We start from the raw sequence: 16,873 nt of genomic DNA on the forward strand, positions 1-16,873 counted from the left end.
CGCTGGAAGGACCTATCGACATCGTGAAAATCTCTCGAAACCGCGGAAGCAAGACCAAAAACCGCACAAGGCAATGAGTCAGAAAAATTGTTGAAATCGGCTAACTTGGGTGGATTGCCTTGCCTCCCGGCGGTCTTTACCGCTTCGCGATTGAGTTGCTCGCCGTCGTTCACGATAGCGTCATAGAGCGTACGGAAGGCAGCGACATCATCGACGCTGAACGGCGTTTGTTTTTTTAGGGCCGCCTCACATAACTTGTTGGCGTCCAGCAGCAAGTTTGTCATCGCGTCAGGCGATGCCTGTCCGGTGATTTCTTTCACATACACGATCTCGCGTAGAAGATGGGCATTGCACAAGGCATGAATGGATTCATCGAGCTTCCAATACGGCGCCCAGCAGTCGTGGACCAGGACGCCTGTACGCTTGGGCAAGATGCCGTGAGCTTCGATGGCCGCCATGCCGCGCTTGGCGTGCACGCCATACCAGGTCAACGTTTCGTTGGCCGCGTTATGGAGCCAATGGAGCTTTCCTGCAACGCGCAGACCGGACTCGTCGGCGTTGACCAATGCGGCAACGTGCAAATTGTCGGCGATCTGGTTGTCCGTGTCCTGCAGCGCAGCGCGCGCCTCGCCCACCCATGCCACCAGCGTGCCGGGAGAAACCGACAGGCCATAGATATCGTGAAGCAGTTCAGCGGTACGGGCGAAGGACAGCATCTGCCCTTGAGTCAGATGGACGCCCAGGGCCTTCACGTTTGGGCCGTACTGCACGACGTCCGAAACGCCGGCAGAAAAGGCACCCACATGCACGTGCCCGCAGCTGCACGCCACTTCAAGCGTGCAGTGCTCGACGACATCGAACGAACGCGCGGGCACATCGATGACCTGCCGGCGTTCCACCACCAGTGCCTCGTCGAGCGGCAGCGGCCGATGGCAGCGATTGCATTGCGATGGCAATGGGTGATGGATAGTATCGGTCGGCTCCGCCACTCGTTTGAGCGTCGTCCCTTTGTGTCCATCTTGCGCGCCGGCTTTCTTGTCCGATGTTCCGCGCAACGAGCGCGTCTTCTTCGCAAGGCCATCCGACGACGGCGGCTTACTCGAATTCTGGCTGTTCATTCCCAGCCTCGCCTCAACAGCGTCGAGGCGTGCGAACAGCGCGTCGATAAGTCTGTCCTTGTGCTGGTTGGACAGATGAGTAAGGTCGGGGCGCGGCGGTTTTGGTGGCATGCACGCATGATGCGTTATCCCAGATTTGTTTACAACAACTTTCTACGCTGCGCGCTCAGGCTGAATAGTCACGAAATAATCTTCATCATGAACCATTCCCTACTGAGCGGAATCCCGTACGTCCTGCCCCCTGGGTCGAGCACAATCAACGGCTTATTGCGAAATTAGCAAAACATCGGTTTGATCCCGTTCGCGCTTCTGGAATGACCCAGGTTGCCGCTCCAAGTCGTTCTGAAGTAGTTCGACAGGCCTGCGAAAATCATGTTCGGCGATTAGAAGTGTGACTATATTCGAGAGGGGCTGCCTTCGTTCGATTAAGACGGAGCCGAACCACAGGGGGTGCTCGACGCACGCCGTGGTTTGCTGAGCGTAGGATGAGCGCCAAAGTCGAATCACCAATCGTTCATTCCGATTTAATTCTTTGACCAAAGTGTGTTGTTGCGCCAGTCCATGATCCAACTTTGGCAGAACTGGCATGCTCTCGATTGGCGTCGTCGGCAATAGCCAGAGTAACGCTGTTTTGATGCCCCAAGGTTGGCGGGCATGCCACTGAACTGTCGCGAGCCGCGCGGTTAACACGTCAACAGTAGTACCGGACCACTGAATCGCAAACGGCTCTTCGATATCGCCTTCAAGTTCGGCGCGCGCCGTCGGCAAGCGACGCCACCCGTCGCCGGCCCAGTCATCCAGAATGATTGGCTTGAGAACAGTTACCTGATAAGCATATCGGCGGATGTCGTCAGCGTGCCGGTCGCCGTAATAGAAAGTGCTGACTATCGCAAGCGTCGCTAACACCACCGTAAAAAACGGCAGAATTGGAAGACGCTGGTTCTTGACGTGATGCGTAAAAGCGATACTGAGCAAGGCCACCCAGATCATTCCCAGGCTCAAACTGCCGATGACATCGGAAAACCAGTGGACGCCGAGGTAAATTCGCGAAATCGAAATGAGCACGATCACTGTGGCAGCAGTTAGCGTGAGCGCGACTTTTTTTTTGGTCGGCTTACCGTTGGCCAGCAGAAACGCCATGAACCCGTAGACAACAATGCTCAGCGTGGTATGTCCACTTGGGAACGAATACTGCTCAATGCCAGTATAAATATTGTGCGGACGTGCTCGTCCGAGCGTAAACTTGACGACCCAAACCAGGACCTCCGCAACGCTCACAGCGGCGATCCAATAGCCTAGCGTGCGCCAGTAGCGACGATACGCAAAGTAGAGTGAGAGCGTGACGATGAGAGCGATGGTCCCTGCAGGGCCGCCAACTTCGGTCAACGCGACCATTACGTGATCGCCCCAATCCGTGCGCAAATTCTGCATTTGCGAGTTGACGGCTTGATCGAACTGCACAATAGGATCATTGGCCATCACATCCTGAACAATTCCGCCAAACAGCCACGCGCCTGCTATCAACAAGATTGCAGCAGTCAACAATGCGCGCGACTCCGGCCTGGCTGGATCGAATAGAGACAGCGTTATTTTTGAGAAAAATCCCGATCCACGATGGGCGCCTTTCACTGCGCGGTCACGCAGTTTCTCAATGTGCGGCCACCCATAAAGCATGAGGTAATGCGTAGTGCGATGCAGCAGCCAGATTACGATCGCAATCCCCAGCAAGAGGATGACCAATCGCGAGCTGAGCGCACCGGCAATCTGCAACGAGGCGCCGAACAGCACGCCTGGCAAAATAAGCACACCAGCCCACGCTACGGCCGAAGTGACGTTCATGAATGTGAACTGCAGCGGCGGCATGCCCGACATCCCGGCGATTACCGGCACAATCGCGCGAAGCGGCCCGAAAAAACGGCCGAGGAAAACGCTTTTTCCACCATTGGCGGCAAAGTAGGTTTCGCCACGAGAAAACAAGGCCGGGTAGCGTTTCATTGGCCAGACACTGCGCAAGCGCTCGCGATAATGCTGTCCGAGCCAGTAGCTGACGCCATCACCCGATATTGCGCCGATGATTGCCGCAAGTGCTGCCAAAACGGGACTGAGGATGTGCATGCCAATTAACACGCCGCCCATGAAAACGATCATGCTGCCCGGAACCACGATGCCGATCACCGCGAGCGCTTCAAGTGCAGCACCCGCGAAAACAGCGGCCAACGCCACCCACGGGTGGGCCGAGAAATAAAGGATCAATGTATGAAAATGTGATTCCATATTCTTTCAATCGTTGGCGACATGGCAGCTACAGAAATTCCGCAATTGCTTTGATACGGCGACAGTTAATTTCGATCCAGCCCCGCATCACCGGTTCCAGTGCATGCCGAATCACGAATCCGATCAGGCAGCCGTCGAGGGGGGCAGGCTCCCACGGCACGTATCGTCAGGCCCAACGATGGACACGTTTCAACGTCCCGCAAATACCACGCTGGGCTCCAGCTTCATTACCGGGCGTACGCTTAACGCAGCGGCAACCACGCTAACCAGCACAACAGTCACGGCACCTAGTACAGGTGTGAACCACATCATGCGAAACGGATATCCGGCCATTAGTGCCAACTGCCCGCTAACGGCGCAGAGTCCCAGTCCGAGACCGGTTCCAAGGAGGCCGCACAGACCGGCTTGGGCGAACACCATCGTCAAAAGAAGTCTCGGTGTGGCACCCATTGCACTTAGCACAGCATAATTGCGCAGATTTTCGTTGGTGAACATATAGAGCATTACTCCGGTTACGCCAAAGCCGACCGACATTGCCAGGGTAAGCATGGCTGCAATGTCCCCCACATCTTCGGAGTTGACCAGAAACCAATGAACCGTATCGGATTTGAATTCTGCAGACGTGCGCGCGCGGAGACCCGTTGCCGATTCGATACGAATCGCCAAGTCTTCGGCCTCCACCCCTCGCGCAGCGGTTGCAAGCACGAACGTGAGCCGACGTCGTTCCGGTGGCATGATCCGGGTCGCGTTCGAAAAAGTTGTATATAGCTGCGGGCGCGGCGGGAATCGGGGGAGTCCTTGTGATCGCCCGACAACCCGTACGAGGTGATCGTTGACTAGCAATTCATCGCCTGTTGCCAGTTCGCGCGTCGGCGCGTCGAGATGCGGTTTACCGCGTGGCCATTGATCCGCAACTTGAAATGGCGTCTCCAATTTACCGCTGGAACCACCCGCATCAACCACCACGGCGCCAGGTACTCTCAGCAAGCCAGGCATCACACGGTCTTGCATGGGCGGCAGCCCTGTCAGCGTCGCGTCATCGACGCCAATGACCTGAAAAGGCTGATAGCGGCCATTGGGGAAACGGACCTCGGCCGTGGCCAGCATGAGCGGAACCGCCGACTGTACTCCCGCAACGCCGCGCACTCTTGCCAATGCGTGCAAGGGCATGTTGGTCGTCTGCTCGACCGAATTTACTGCCGGGTCCATCACCCATACATCTGCGCTACTGTTCTCGGCGATGGGCGCGTAGCCGCGCGTCATGATTCCGGCGAAATATGATGCTGCGAATGTCACCAGGAATGAGGTAAATGTGATGCCAAAAATCAGGCCCACGTATTTCGCGCGATCACCCAACAGCATTTTCAAGGCCACGCGTAACATTTTGGTGCTCCTTCTGAGCGTGCTGACTGACAGGGTAATTGCTGATATTGGAAATTGATGTTAGCAGGAACCGGGTCCTGCTCAACGCCTCCGCCCAAAGCCTTGTGGAGCGCCACCAACGCTGTGGCCACCGCAGCGTCGCTGCGCGCCAGATCAATCCGTGATCGAAACAGGGTTTGCTCGGCGAGCAGCACATTTCGAAAATCAGTCAGGCCACTTTTGTAAAGCGATGTCGCCAGAACGACAGCGCGCTCGTCCGAGTCAACCGTTTTCGAGATGGCCCTGCGGTGATGGCCTTCATTCCGAAAGGCGGCGATTGCATTTTCAGCCTCCTCGTACGCAACGAGGATCGACTTTCGATAATTGATCAAAGCCTCTTGCTGCTCGGCGTTGCGGACTTCGATGTTGGCGACAATGCGGCCCCGCTGGAAGATCGGCCATGTGATCGATGGACCAATCGACCAGGATTTGCTGCCCACATTGAAAAAATCGCCGCCAGATCGGCTCTCCAGGCCTAGCGCGCCGAGCAATGAAAACTTGGGATACAAGTCCGCCGTCGCAACGCCGATTCGTGCGGTCGCCGCCGCAAGCTGGCGCTCCGCTCGCAGAATGTCCGGACGCTGCCGAAGCAGATCCGACGGCATACCTGAAGGCAGCGTCGATGGCCCTGCCGGAATTGCCCCTGGCGCGCGGAGTTCCTCAGACAACGCTCCTGGCGCGAGGCCGAGCAAAATGCCGAGACGATACAAGCTTTGCTCGTAGGCGTTTTCCAATGAGGGGGTGCGGGAGGCGATTGCATTGACTTGAGACTCGGCACTGGCGACCTCCAAATCTGTCGCCATTCCACCCTGATATCGTACTTTGATCAGATGAAGGCTATCCTGCTGAACCAGAAGGCTGGCACGCGTGAAGGCCAACTCCTGTTGAGACGCGCGCAGAAGAATATAATTACGCGTGACTTCGGCACGCAGCGAAAGAATGACGCCGCCACGGTCATGGAGCGCTCCGTGATAGTTTGCATTTGCCAGTTCGGCTGAACGGCGAACACCGCCAAACAGATCAAGTTCCCATCGCGCATCGAAGCCGGCATGAAACAGATTTTCAGACTTCCTTGCGTCCGCTGCAGTCGTCGTACTCGGGACATTCTCACTTTCGCGTCCCCTTCGGTATGAGCCGGTTGCACTGACAGTTGGTCGCCGTAACGTTGACGCGATATCGAAATTGGCGCGTGCTGCAGCAACCCGAGCTTCTGCGCCTTGTATATCGGGATTGTCCTGAACGGCGCGTTCGATAAGGGAGTTTAGTTCAGTGTCGTTGAAACTCAGCCACCATCGCGCCGGCGCGGGCAGGGACGACGTGGAGTTTTCAGGTGCTGCGCTCCAGTGCGCGGGCCCGTCCAGTGCCGGTCTATGATAGTCGGGACCTACCACGCAACCACCTGCAGCGGTCGTGATCATCAACAGGAAGATTCGTCGCAATGAGATGATCATGGCGCACTCACCGCAGAGGCGCGTGACGCGGCTCCCGGCATGCCGCCACGCGAGGATTCGCTGAGTTTCGTCTCGATGAACACATCGACATGCTGGCCGATGTAGATCGGCAATGCCGTGCGATCAAAACTATAGATGACCTGCAGGGCCCGGGTATCGACCCGCTCTGTACTGTCGCCGCTCAGCGAGGTTTTTGGCAATACATACGGATCAACGCGTTCAAATTTTAGCGCGACGTGCAGCGTCGGATTACCACGCATAAATGCAGCTGCGCGCGCACCTGCTTGCACCCGCCACGCATCGTTTTCGTCGATGTCGGCGCGGACGAACAGCCGTTCATCGTTCCCTAGCAGCATCGAAGAAGCGTCTGGCCGTCCACCCTGCACGTATTCGCCGATGCGCATCTTGTTCTGCAATATGCGGCCGGAGACCAACGCGCGTACGGTATGCCGTTCGATGAGCATCTGAATCTGCGCGACCTGCGCTTTGGCCGAAGCCAGCTCCGCCTCGGCAATCTTGACCGCAAAGCGACGATTGTTTAGCTCCTCGACGCTGACGGCGCGCTTATCCGATACGCTGTCAGCGAGTTCGAGCTGACTTTTGGCTTGCGCCAAGCGTGCGTGAATTTCTTTGGTTTTCGCCACCGCGACCAGGAGTTGCGCTTGCGGTTCACGGTCGTCGATTTTAAACAGCTTGTCGCCAGCAGTCACGTTACTGCCTGCACTTGCGTACAGTTCGACCAGAATACCGGGCACTGACGTTCCGATAACGATGTTTCCAGTGCTCGCCTCGATAATCCCTGCTCCTGCGACGTAAGACGCGAAAGGCGCTTTTGGCGACTGCGCCGCTGGTTGCGAGACGGTCGATTGCCTGTTACCGATCAACACCATCGTCACGGCAATCAGCAGGCCAATCACGGCGAGTGTCGGGAGCAGATACTTACGCATCATTTCGCTTGTGCCCGGTCGGCCCCAACAGTTACTTCGACGATCTTCCCGTCATCCATGTGTGCGATGCGGTCGGCGAACTCATAAATGCGGGTGTCATGCGTCACGACCACCAATGCGCGGTCGGGAGCTTGCACCACATCCCGCAGCATCGCCATCATGGCGTGCCCGGTGGCATGGTCCAGGCTACTTGTTGGCTCATCACAAATAATCAATTTAGGATTGTGTACAAGCGCACGGGCGATCGCCACGCGCTGCTGCTGCCCGCCACTGAGTTGGCCAGGGAGCGCATCTGCGCGTTCCAACAGCCCAACCTGGTCGAGAACGGCTTTGGCACGCCGATCGGCAGACTTGCGTTCTTCGCCGCTTATCAGTAGCGGTACGGCGACGTTTTCAGCGGCGGTCAGCGCGGGGAGCAAGTTGAAAGCCTGAAAAACAAAGCCGATGGAAGTGCCGCGAAAGCATGCTCTCTCATCTATATTCATATCTTCCACATCGTTGCCGAGTACCGTGCACCTGCCTGCATCGCGCTTCAAGATGCCGCCGATAATGGAGATCAGGGTTGTCTTGCCGCAGCCCGAAGGGCCGGCCAGGATGAGTAGTTCGCCTCGGTAGACATCGAGGTCGATACCGCGCAATGCGGTCACTTTTGCATCACCGACACCATAGTCTTTCGTCACGCCGGAACACTTGACGGCAACTTCTTGAGTCGAATTCATTGATTTTTTGTCCCTTTGTTCTATCGCGGAAAGCGGGTTTTGAATGGAGCATGATAGAACAACGGACGGAACGGGAAGATGACCGCAACATGACCAACTGGTCATCTCTGAAAACGTCAAGCCCGACCGACGAAGGTGTGTCGCGAACGGGGTTCAGGCAGTACCAGCAGCGGCAGGAAATGTCAGCGCGACGGCCGTATTATGGTCGGGTTTGCTCTGGATGGAAATTGTTCCACCATGTAAATGCATGATTGACTGAACGATGGCAAGACCAAGGCCGGTGCCTTGCCCTTGCCGCGAGCGTGAGCCATCGGCACGGTAAAAGCGCTCGAGTACTCGGGGCAAATCTTCGGGCGCAATTCCGCAACCGGTATCGCTTACAGTAATCTCGGCCACTTGATTCCTTAGCGTCTTCGTATCGATCGCGACTCGCCCGCCGCTTGCTGTATGGTGAAGCGCATTGGCGACAAGATTGCCCAACGCACGCCGCAAGAGGCTGGCATCCGCCAGTATCGTTCCTGTGCCGCTGGGAATCAGGGTAACGCCTTGCTCATCGGCCATTGCCTGATAAAAGTCGCATACGACGGCGATTTCCTGCCTAAGGTCTAGCCATTTCTTTTCGAGTTGCGCGGCCGGCTGTTCGGTGCGGGCCAGGAACAGCAGTGCATCGACCATGCGCGATAGACGGTCATACTCGTCCATCGCCGATTCGATGCAAGCCCGGTAGTCTTCGTTCGACCGCTCCCGGGACAGCGCAATTTCTGCTTCACCTCGCAGGATATGGAGCGGGGTGCGCAGTTCATGAGCGATGTCGGCCGAGAAGCGCGAGATGCGGGCAAACGAGTCTTCGAGGCGCGACAGGAGGCGATCGAAGTTTGTCGCGAGTGGCCGCAGCTCTAAAGGCCAGGGTTCGTCGCCGACTCGGCGGTGCAATTGCGCCGCGCCAAGCTCGTCAACAATTGCGGCCAATCGGGAAACGGGCCGCATTCCCCGACGGGCAATAAGGTAACCTGCGGCAACGGCAATCGCCAGGAAGATGGCAACGGTCAGCAGTAAAGTGCTCCGGTAAGCGGACAGAAGTTGCTCCTCCTTGGCGAGGCTCATCGCTGCCTGCACTGTGAAGGGCGAGCTTGCTTCGAATTTGCCGGACATCAGGCGGTACTTCTTGCCGTCGCCGGAAAACCAGTCCCGACCGCGATCATCTACGGGAAGCGGTGATCTTGCGAACGGCCCATGGTTGTCGGAAACGGCACCGGAAACGGGGCTGTCTGCAACGATGTGTTGCCGCGCATCCAGCACCCGGATATAGATGCCGGGAAGCGTTTCTGTCTCGTGTTGGACTTCTTCACGCAAGGCTGCGTGATCACTCGGGTGGAGCACCAGAACGGCGCGCACCTCGGCGATCTTGCCGGCAAGAATCCGATCGTCCTCCTGTTGCAGCCGGTCCGCGAGCGCCCAATACAGCACACTTCCGGCAGAGGCGATCAGCGCCACGCTGAGCAGCGCGTACCAAACGGTGAGCCGCGCGGCAATCGACCCGGTTCTTGCGGTAGCGTTCTCAGTTCCGCTCTTCCAGGACATATCCCACTCCCCGTAACGTGTGAATCAGCTGACCATCGTAGGGATCATCGACTTTTCTGCGCAGTCGGCGGATGGCCACATCGACCACATTGCTGTCGCCGTCGAAATTGATGTCCCAGATCTGTTCGGCGAGCCGCGTCCGGGTCAGCACCTCGCCGGGATGCCGAAGCAGGTATTCGAGCAGTCGGTATTCCTGTGGAGCGAGGTCAAGCGGCTTTCCCGCCCGTGATGCCTTGTGCCGAGCCAGGTCCATGTCGAGATCGGCGAGACGCAACGCGTCCGGTTGCCGCGTCGGTGCCCGGCGCAATGCATTGCGCACACGGGCAAGCAATTCGGAAAAAGCAAACGGCTTGACCAGGTAGTCATCGGCGCCCAAGTCCAGGCCCTTGACCCTATGAGAAACAGCATCGAGGGCCGAGAGGAGAATCACAGGCTGGTGGGGCAAGCGCTCCTTGATCTGCGTTAGCACCGACCAGCCGTCCTGTATGGGCAGCATGACATCCAGTACGATCAGGTCATATACGCCCGTCAGCGCGAGATGAAGCCCGTCCGGCCCATTCGCGGCGAGATCAGCGGCGAAACCTTCCTCGACGAAACCTCGCTTGACGAAGGCTGCGGTTTTGGGCTCGTCTTCAACGATTAGTATTTTCAATTCCACACCTTTGTCATGGATAGCCAGGGGACACAGAATTCGGAAAAATCGGGCGCTAAGCCGAGTCAGGCCGGTTTGACCCGCGAGCGCAGCAAACTGCCGGCAGCGTTCTCCTCGAACAAGCCAGCCTCCTCGATGTAGCCCTGCACTGTGCCGTCGTGGCGCCACGCGCCTTGCCGCTTGATGTCGCGGAAGTCGGCACCCGCGCGGTAGGCGCAGGTGGCCATGCCGCGCCGCAGGCTGTGGCTCGACAGTTCCGGCACATAGCTGAGCTTGGCTAGTCTGGCGGCGCCGCACAGGATGGTGTTCACGCTGGCCGGGTTCAAGCCATTGTCGCCCACCACAGCCCACCTGCTGATCGATCGGAAGACCGGGCCGCTGGTCACGCCGGCGGCGTCCAGCCAGATCCGCAACGCAGTCGCGGGGCAGCACGGCCCGTCGCTGTAGGGGATCGCCTTGGCCACGCCCTCGCCGGTCTGGTCCGTCTTCGAGCGCGGCAGCGTGATCGTGATCCCTTGCATGTCCCAGGCAATGTGGTCAACCTCGATGCCCACCAGCTCGCTGCGCCGGAATCCCCCGAAAAAGCCCACCTGCAGTAGCGCGCTATCGCGCGCCGCCCTTTGCGTACCCTGGCTGGCCAGTGTCGCCACGATCAGTTCCAGATCCACGATCGGCAGCGCCTTGGCCGTCTTCTTCGGCCAGGGTCCGCGGATTGAGCGCGTCGGCGTACCGCACCAGGTAGCGGATGACCGCCGGCTCGTCGGCCGGCAGCACGCCGCCCCAGTCCAGGTAGTGCTTGATCGCCGACCGGTACGCTTGGCGCGTGTTGTCGGACGTGGCGGCCGCCAAGAAAGCGCACTGCGGCACGGATAAGTCGCGTTGATCCTGCGCTGTAACGGCGCTGCGGATAGCCGGCACTGACCCAATATTGGGCATTTCGGCGGCTTGGCGTACTGTAATGGTGCTGGCCATGGTGGCGTCGAAATGTTTGCTCGTAATGGGGATTACAGTGAGCATAGCACGGTGCAGGCAGCATAGCCTGCGGTAACGTACATTATAGAAGCTTAAAATATTTAATTGAGCGAAGAACTTTAATCGTTATTGATCGTATTATTACGTAACACATAATACGTTACTTAATTGAATGGAGTGGTCATGGCCCGTGCCGGTGTCGTATATTCTCAAGTCGCCAAAGCGGCTGCGAAGCTCGCGGTGGAAGGCAAAAACCCGACCGTCGACAACGTGCGCGAAGCACTGGGCGGCACCGGCAGCAAAAGTACGATTGCGCCGATGCTGAAACGCTGGAAGAGCGCGCATCAGAAGACCATTGCCGAAGCCGAATTGGGCTTGCCGGCTGAACTGGTACGCGCCGTCAAAGACATCTATGAGAAGCTGCAGGCCGATCTTGCGCATCAGCTGGGGTTGGCGCGGGAGAGTCACCGGCAAGAACAGGAAGCGATGGCCGAACGATTAAAGCTTGCAGCGGCCGACATGGGCGCGCTGACCGAGACCAAGGATCGCCTGGCTCAGAAGTTGGCTCGGCTAAAAGCGAGCTTCGAGCGCCTGCAGAAAGACCAGCATGCGGGCGAAATGTCATTGACGGCTGCCCGGGCCGACAATGCCGGCCTACAGCAGCGTCTTGCCGACCGGAGAGCGGAAGTTCAGTCGCTCACGCAGCAGTTGACACAGACGCGGGTCCAATTCGAGCATTACCAGGAAACGACTGCACGACAGAGGACGGAAGATCGGCAGGCGTTCGAGCAGCGCATCGCGCGCCTGGAGTTGGATTTGGCGAGCGGCCAGCAGCGGCAAGCGGCCCAACAGGCAACACTTGCGCAGCAGGAGACCAAACTGTCGCAACTCGATGCCGACAACGCGCGGCTGCGGCGGACGGCCCAAGGGGCTCAGGCCGCGCAGGGCGCCGTGAAAAGCGAGCGGGACCAACTGACGTATCAGGTGAAGGAACTATCAGCAGCGCGTGTTGACCTGGATAACCGGCTAAAGATGGCACAACAGGCGTTGACGGAAGCCAACATGATCGGGGCAGCCGCGCAAAAACAGGCAGAAATGCTTACTCATCAACTGGCCAGCGTTGAGGCAAAGGCGGAAAAGGCAGATCAGGAAAGGCTGGGGCTGATTCAAAAACTGACTGAGCGCGAACACGGTTCTACCCAGACCGATAGCAGCGTTGCCCACAAAATCAATCAGTTATGAGAACTTTTACCTTTTCGAGGGGATGGGCATAATTATCCAACGTCGTCAGCGACGGCGATAAACAGGTCGCTGTCGACGGCGGCGATGGCCATGCCCCGGTCAACGTCACGCCGGAAGACGACGCCACGCTCGCCCAGATGGCCGCGCGCACGGCGTCCGATCCCAGCAAGGACCCGATGACGGGCGCCGAACTTGGCATGGGTGCAAGCCCGCAGGCCGGTTCCAAGCCTCACTGATCGAGCGCCCATGAACGTGCGCCCTGGTCAGGTTCCGCGTTTGCTGGTCGGCGGCGCCATCGCCGTCGCCGGCCTGCTGGTGCTCATGGATGAGATTGCGACGCCGTTGATGCGCTTGCCGCCGAACCTGCTCGGCGCGCTGCCAGGGGGCGCCATCGCGGCCCTCGCCACCGCGCTCGGCACGACGCCCGGATGCGATGCTGTACGTGTTCTGCCATCACATCATCCCGGAATCGCACAAGGACGGCCTGAATGAATTTGCCTCCGGCTCCCTGGTGACCGGCTTTATCGTCACGATGATCCTCGACACCGCGCTGGCCTGAGCACCGCCAGCTTCGGTGCGCCAGGCGCGGCGGTTTCGCAACCGTATAATCAGTGCTACGATTCGGCCCATCCTTTCCACACGATGAGCCCATCATGAGCGGTCCGAAATACCCCGGTTTCGACACCCAGTCGCTGCACGCCGGCAGCATGCCCGACCCTACCACCGGCGCCCGCGCGACGCCGCTGTATTTCACGTCGTCGTTCGCCTTCAAGGACTCCGACCACGCCGCCTCGCTGTTTAACATGGAGCGCGCCGGCCACGTCTACTCGCGCATCTCGAACCCCACCAACGCCGTGCTGGAAGAGCGCATCGCGGCGCTCGAAGGCGGCGTGGCCGGCATCGCCACCGCCAGCGGCCAGGCCGCGATGCACCTCGGTCTGGCCACCATCGCCGGCGCCGGCTCGCACATCGTCGCCTCGCGCGCGCTGTACGGCGGCTCGCACAACATGCTCGCCTACACGCTCAAGCGCTTCGGCATCGAGACCACCTTCGTCGACCCGCGCGACGTCGACGCCTGGCGCGCGGCGATCCGCCCGACCACCAAGGTGCTGTTCGCCGAAACGCTCGGCAATCCGGGCCTCGACGTGCTCGACATCCCGCGCGTGGCCGCCATCGCCCACGAGCACAAGCTGCCGCTGATGCTCGACTCGACCTTCACCACGCCGTACCTGCTGCGTCCTTTCGATCACGGCGCCGACCTGGTGTTCCACTCGGCCACCAAGTTCCTGTGCGGGCACGGCACCGCCATCGGCGGGCTGCTGGTCGACGGCGGCACCTTCGACTGGCAGGCCGCCTACGAAGAACACGGCCACTTCGGCGAACTGTGCGAACCCTACGAGGGCTTCCACGGCATGGTATTTGCCGAAGAGTCGACCGTCGCGCCGTTCGCCTTGCGCGCCCGCCGCGAAGGCCTGCGCGACTTCGGCGCCGTCATGAGCCCGCACAACGCTTTCGCCATCCTGCAGGGCATCGAGACGCTCAGCCTGCGCATGGACCGCCACGTCGCCAATACCCGCAAGGTGGTCGCGTTCCTGCGGTCGCACGCCGCGGTCGAGTCGATCTCCTACCCGGAACTCGATTCGCACCCCGACTACGAACTGGCCAAGACGCTGCTGCCGAAAGGCTGCGGCGCGGTGTTCTCGTTCAGCCTCAAGGGCGACCGTGCCGCCGGCCGCCGCTTCGTCGACGCGCTGCAGGTGTTCTCGCACCTGGCCAACGTCGGCGACGCCAAGTCGCTGGTGATCCACCCTGCCTCGACCACCCACTTCCGCGTGCCGGCCGAACAGCTGGCCGCATCAAGCATCAAGGAAGGCACCATGCGCCTGTCGGTCGGCCTGGAAGACGCGGACGACCTGATCGAAGACCTCGCGCGCGGCCTGAAGCTGTCGCAGAAAGGAGCCTGACATGATCCTCCTGGTAGAAAGCGCGCTGGCATACTGCTACACCGGCGGGCGGCCCTTCGATGCCGAACGTCCGACCGTCGTGTTCATCCACGGCGCCCAGAACGACCATTCGGTATGGAACCAGCAGACCCGCTACTTCGCCCATCACGGCTACAACGTGCTGGCGGCGGACCTGCCCGGGCACGGCCGCAGCAAGGGCGCCGCCAGGACCAGCGTCGAACACATGGCCGGCTGGCTGCTGGCGGTGCTGGACGCGGCCGGCGTCGACCGCGCCATGCTGGTCGGGCACAGCATGGGGTCGCTGGTGGCGCTGGAGGCGTCGTATCTGGCGCCGAACCGCGTCAGCGGCGTCGCCATGCTGGGCACCACCTACCCGATGAAGGTGTCCGACGCGCTGCTCGCCACTTCGCGCAGCGACGAACCGGCCGCCATCGACATGGTCAACATCTTTTCGCATTCGATGCGGGCGCAAAATCCATCGACTCCGTCGGCCGGCGTGAGCACGATGGGCGTGTCGCGCCGGTTGATGCAGCGCATGTCGGCGATCAACCCGGAGCACCTGTTCCACACCGATTTCACCGCCTGCAATGCGTACGCCAACGGCGAAGCGGCCGCCCGCGCGCTGCAGTGCCCGACGCTGTTCATCTTCGGCAGCAAGGACATGATGACGCCGGCGCGCTCGACGAAAATGCTGACGTCTTGCGTCCCGCATGGCAAAATCGTCCACGTCGACGCGGGCCACTCCTTGATGAGCGAGCAGCCCGGCGCGGTGCTCGACGCCTTGTTCGCGTTCGCCGCCACCGGCGCTTGACACCGGGAGCATCGCATGGCCGCCAGGATTGCCACCTTCGCCGAGTTCTATCCGTTTTACCTGACCCAGCACGCCGACCGCATGTGCCGGCGCACGCACTTCATCGGCTCGTCGCTGGCGCTGATTGCGCTGGCGATGCTGGTCGTGACCGGCAGCCCGTGGTGGATTCTTGCCGCGCTGGTAGCCGGCTATGGCGGTGCCTGGATCGGTCACTTCGTCTTCGAGAAGAACATGCCGGCGTCGTTTGCGCAGCCGCTGTTTTCGTTGCGCGCCGACTGGATCATGTACTGGCAGATGCTGACCGGCAAGCTCAGCTGGTAACCGCGGCAATCGCTTTACCGCGCGCTCACCGCGAAATGCTCGGCCAGCGTCTGCTCCAGCCCGCGCTCGACCGCCTCCTCCACTTTTCCCGCCAGCGCCCGCGTATCGAGCGTCATCGCCGACGCCTGGTCCAGGTCCTTGGCCGCGCCGGCGTCGGCCGGCCGGCCGCCGAACACGAACAGCCGGTACACGTCCGACAGCTTGAGTTTGTCCGGATTAATCAGCAGCACCCAGTTGTCGTCGCTCTCCCTGACCCGCTTGCCCCAGCGCAGCCGCGCCGGCACGTCGGCCTGCACGCGGCCGACCCAGCCCTCGGCGACCATCCGGTCCAGCAAGGAAGTCATCTCCTCGTAGCCGATCCTGGTGTGCGCGCGGATCGACGCCGACGACACCAGCGCCGAATCGGTCACCCTGGCGCCGCCATGCAGCACCTTCAGGATCGCCACCGCGTCGACGAAAGCGCCGCCCGGCACCGGCTCGTACCACCAGCGTTCGTACTTCACTACCGGCAGCGCGGCAGTGATCAGCGCGCCCACCAGCGTGATCATCCATGACAGGTAGATCCACAGCAGGAACAGCGGCAGCGCCGCCAGCGCGCCGTAGATGATCGTGTAGTTCGGGAACTGCTTGATGAAAATCCCGAACAGCCGCTTGGCGATCTCGAACGCGACCGCCGCGACCAGGCCGCCCCAGATCGCGTCGCGCCAGTCGACATAGCGGTTTGGCACCGCCATGTACAGCAGCATGTAGGCACCGGTTGTCAGCCCCACCGACACCAGCGTGTAGAACAGCGCGCCGATGACCGGCATCGCGCGCATCCAGTCGTTGGTGGCCATGAACAGCTGCGACGTCACCGTCAGCGACAGGCCGAACAGCAGCGGCCCGAGCGTCAGCAGCATCCAGTACATCATGATGCGCGGGGCCAGCGGCCGTGGGCGCCGCACGCGCCAGATCTGGTTGAAAGCGCGTTCCACCGTCGCCATCATCGCGCTCGATGTGAACAACAGCGCCACCGCGCCGACCGCCGACAATCGCGTGGCCTTGCTGGCGAACTGGGTCAGGTTGTTGATGACGGTGTTGGCGATACCCTTCGGCATCACGGTCTGCACGAAGTAGCCTTCCAGCGATGCGCGGAAAGAATTGAAGACGGGGAAGGTGGTGAAGATCGCCAGCACGATTGTCAGCAGCGGCACCAGCGCCAGGGTGGTGGTGAAGGTGAGGCTGCCGGCGACCTGCGGCAATTTCTCCTCGTTCAGCCGGCGCCCGGCAAAGCGCAGCAAATCGCGCGCCTCGCTCCAGGTCAGGCCGCGCACAATGTCCACGCTGACGTTGATCATCTCGCTGGTCGACCTCGAAAGTGAATGGACTGTTTTAGAAAGCATCCGGCAGCGGTTATATC

The 16,873-nt window shown here is 60.2% G+C and carries 16 protein-coding genes; 5 read left to right on the plus strand and 11 right to left on the minus strand.

Annotated features, from left to right (window positions below; genetic code table 11):
- The 10 genes from ACP7DD_RS23225 to ACP7DD_RS23270 form a co-directional block, all read right to left on the minus strand.
- The coding region (locus tag ACP7DD_RS23225) for an IS66 family transposase (protein ID WP_426177319.1) at positions 1-1,229 on the minus strand (1,229 nt) is incomplete at its 3' end.
- 153 nt (positions 1,230-1,382) lie between these two features.
- On the minus strand, positions 1,383-3,392 hold the full coding sequence (locus ACP7DD_RS23230) for a phosphatase PAP2 family protein (RefSeq protein WP_426177321.1): 2,010 nt from the start codon (positions 3,390-3,392) through the stop codon (positions 1,383-1,385).
- A 189-nt stretch (positions 3,393-3,581) separates the two neighbouring features.
- A complete protein-coding gene (locus tag ACP7DD_RS23235; protein ID WP_426177323.1) occupies positions 3,582-4,775 on the minus strand; it encodes an FtsX-like permease family protein in 1,194 nt (397 codons plus the stop codon).
- Positions 4,757-6,265, minus strand: a complete 1,509-nt coding sequence (locus tag ACP7DD_RS23240) for an efflux transporter outer membrane subunit (protein ID WP_426177325.1) — start codon at positions 6,263-6,265, stop codon at positions 4,757-4,759. The genes ACP7DD_RS23235 and ACP7DD_RS23240 overlap by 19 nt, the downstream gene beginning before the upstream one ends.
- The gene (locus ACP7DD_RS23245) at positions 6,262-7,212 is read right to left on the minus strand and encodes an efflux RND transporter periplasmic adaptor subunit (protein ID WP_426177326.1); all 951 of its coding nucleotides are present in this window, start codon (positions 7,210-7,212) and stop codon (positions 6,262-6,264) included. Before ACP7DD_RS23245 ends, ACP7DD_RS23240 begins: the two co-directional genes overlap by 4 nt.
- Positions 7,212-7,931, minus strand: a complete 720-nt coding sequence (locus ACP7DD_RS23250) for an ABC transporter ATP-binding protein (protein WP_426177327.1) — start codon at positions 7,929-7,931, stop codon at positions 7,212-7,214. Before ACP7DD_RS23250 ends, ACP7DD_RS23245 begins: the two co-directional genes overlap by 1 nt.
- 153 nt (positions 7,932-8,084) lie before the next feature.
- Positions 8,085-9,512, minus strand: a complete 1,428-nt coding sequence (locus ACP7DD_RS23255; protein WP_426177329.1) for a heavy metal sensor histidine kinase — start codon at positions 9,510-9,512, stop codon at positions 8,085-8,087.
- Entirely contained in the window at positions 9,490-10,164 is a 675-nt protein-coding gene (locus ACP7DD_RS23260; RefSeq protein ID WP_426177330.1) for a heavy metal response regulator transcription factor, read from the minus strand. The genes ACP7DD_RS23255 and ACP7DD_RS23260 overlap by 23 nt, the downstream gene beginning before the upstream one ends.
- Positions 10,165-10,229: 65 nt before the next feature.
- The gene (locus tag ACP7DD_RS23265; protein ID WP_426177331.1) at positions 10,230-10,832 is read right to left on the minus strand and encodes a site-specific integrase; all 603 of its coding nucleotides are present in this window, start codon (positions 10,830-10,832) and stop codon (positions 10,230-10,232) included.
- Positions 10,768-11,031: a hypothetical protein gene (locus ACP7DD_RS23270; protein WP_426177333.1), complete on the minus strand. Its 264-nt coding sequence runs from the start codon at positions 11,029-11,031 to the stop codon at positions 10,768-10,770. The genes ACP7DD_RS23265 and ACP7DD_RS23270 overlap by 65 nt, the downstream gene beginning before the upstream one ends.
- A 288-nt stretch (positions 11,032-11,319) precedes the next feature.
- On the opposite strand from ACP7DD_RS23270, the gene ACP7DD_RS23275 reads away from it, so the two are divergent.
- From ACP7DD_RS23275 to ACP7DD_RS23295, 5 genes are all read left to right on the plus strand, one after another.
- A complete protein-coding gene (locus ACP7DD_RS23275) occupies positions 11,320-12,378 on the plus strand; it encodes a DNA-binding protein (protein ID WP_426177335.1) in 1,059 nt (352 codons plus the stop codon).
- A gap of 246 nt (positions 12,379-12,624) precedes the next feature.
- Entirely contained in the window at positions 12,625-12,870 is a 246-nt protein-coding gene (locus tag ACP7DD_RS23280; RefSeq protein WP_426177337.1) for a hypothetical protein, read from the plus strand.
- Positions 12,871-13,031: 161 nt separating this feature from the next.
- Entirely contained in the window at positions 13,032-14,342 is a 1,311-nt protein-coding gene (locus ACP7DD_RS23285) for an O-acetylhomoserine aminocarboxypropyltransferase (protein WP_426177339.1), read from the plus strand.
- A gap of 1 nt (position 14,343) precedes the next feature.
- Positions 14,344-15,153, plus strand: a complete 810-nt coding sequence (locus ACP7DD_RS23290) for an alpha/beta fold hydrolase (RefSeq protein WP_426177341.1) — start codon at positions 14,344-14,346, stop codon at positions 15,151-15,153.
- A gap of 15 nt (positions 15,154-15,168) precedes the next feature.
- On the plus strand, positions 15,169-15,474 hold the full coding sequence (locus tag ACP7DD_RS23295; RefSeq protein ID WP_426177343.1) for an Mpo1-like protein: 306 nt from the start codon (positions 15,169-15,171) through the stop codon (positions 15,472-15,474).
- A gap of 14 nt (positions 15,475-15,488) precedes the next feature.
- On the opposite strand, the gene ACP7DD_RS23300 is transcribed toward ACP7DD_RS23295, so the two are convergent.
- Positions 15,489-16,811 carry a YihY family inner membrane protein gene (locus tag ACP7DD_RS23300; protein ID WP_426177344.1) on the minus strand — a complete coding sequence of 441 codons (1,323 nt, stop codon included), beginning with the start codon at positions 16,809-16,811 and terminating at the stop codon, positions 15,489-15,491.
- Positions 16,812-16,873: the final 62 nt, after the last annotated feature.

It is taken from the genome of Massilia sp. TWR1-2-2 (assembly GCF_049897565.1).
Lineage (GTDB): Bacteria > Pseudomonadota > Gammaproteobacteria > Burkholderiales > Burkholderiaceae_D > JAFCUW01.

What these genes read in the sequence shown, in the direction of transcription:
- ACP7DD_RS23230 (WP_426177321.1), bottom strand. Translation starts at nt 3,392, where the DNA reads ATGGAATCACATTTTCATACATTGATCCTTTATTTCTCGGCCCACCCG.
- ACP7DD_RS23235 (WP_426177323.1), bottom strand. Translation starts at nt 4,775, where the DNA reads ATGTTACGCGTGGCCTTGAAAATGCTGTTGGGTGATCGCGCGAAATAC.
- ACP7DD_RS23240 (WP_426177325.1), bottom strand. Translation starts at nt 6,265, where the DNA reads ATGATCATCTCATTGCGACGAATCTTCCTGTTGATGATCACGACCGCT.
- ACP7DD_RS23245 (WP_426177326.1), bottom strand. Translation starts at nt 7,212, where the DNA reads ATGCGTAAGTATCTGCTCCCGACACTCGCCGTGATTGGCCTGCTGATT.
- ACP7DD_RS23250 (WP_426177327.1), bottom strand. Translation starts at nt 7,931, where the DNA reads ATGAATTCGACTCAAGAAGTTGCCGTCAAGTGTTCCGGCGTGACGAAA.
- ACP7DD_RS23255 (WP_426177329.1), bottom strand. Translation starts at nt 9,512, where the DNA reads ATGTCCTGGAAGAGCGGAACTGAGAACGCTACCGCAAGAACCGGGTCG.
- ACP7DD_RS23275 (WP_426177335.1), top strand. Translation starts at nt 11,320, where the DNA reads ATGGCCCGTGCCGGTGTCGTATATTCTCAAGTCGCCAAAGCGGCTGCG.
- ACP7DD_RS23280 (WP_426177337.1), top strand. Translation starts at nt 12,625, where the DNA reads ATGAACGTGCGCCCTGGTCAGGTTCCGCGTTTGCTGGTCGGCGGCGCC.
- ACP7DD_RS23285 (WP_426177339.1), top strand. Translation starts at nt 13,032, where the DNA reads ATGAGCGGTCCGAAATACCCCGGTTTCGACACCCAGTCGCTGCACGCC.
- ACP7DD_RS23290 (WP_426177341.1), top strand. Translation starts at nt 14,344, where the DNA reads ATGATCCTCCTGGTAGAAAGCGCGCTGGCATACTGCTACACCGGCGGG.
- ACP7DD_RS23295 (WP_426177343.1), top strand. Translation starts at nt 15,169, where the DNA reads ATGGCCGCCAGGATTGCCACCTTCGCCGAGTTCTATCCGTTTTACCTG.
- ACP7DD_RS23300 (WP_426177344.1), bottom strand. Translation starts at nt 16,811, where the DNA reads ATGATCAACGTCAGCGTGGACATTGTGCGCGGCCTGACCTGGAGCGAG.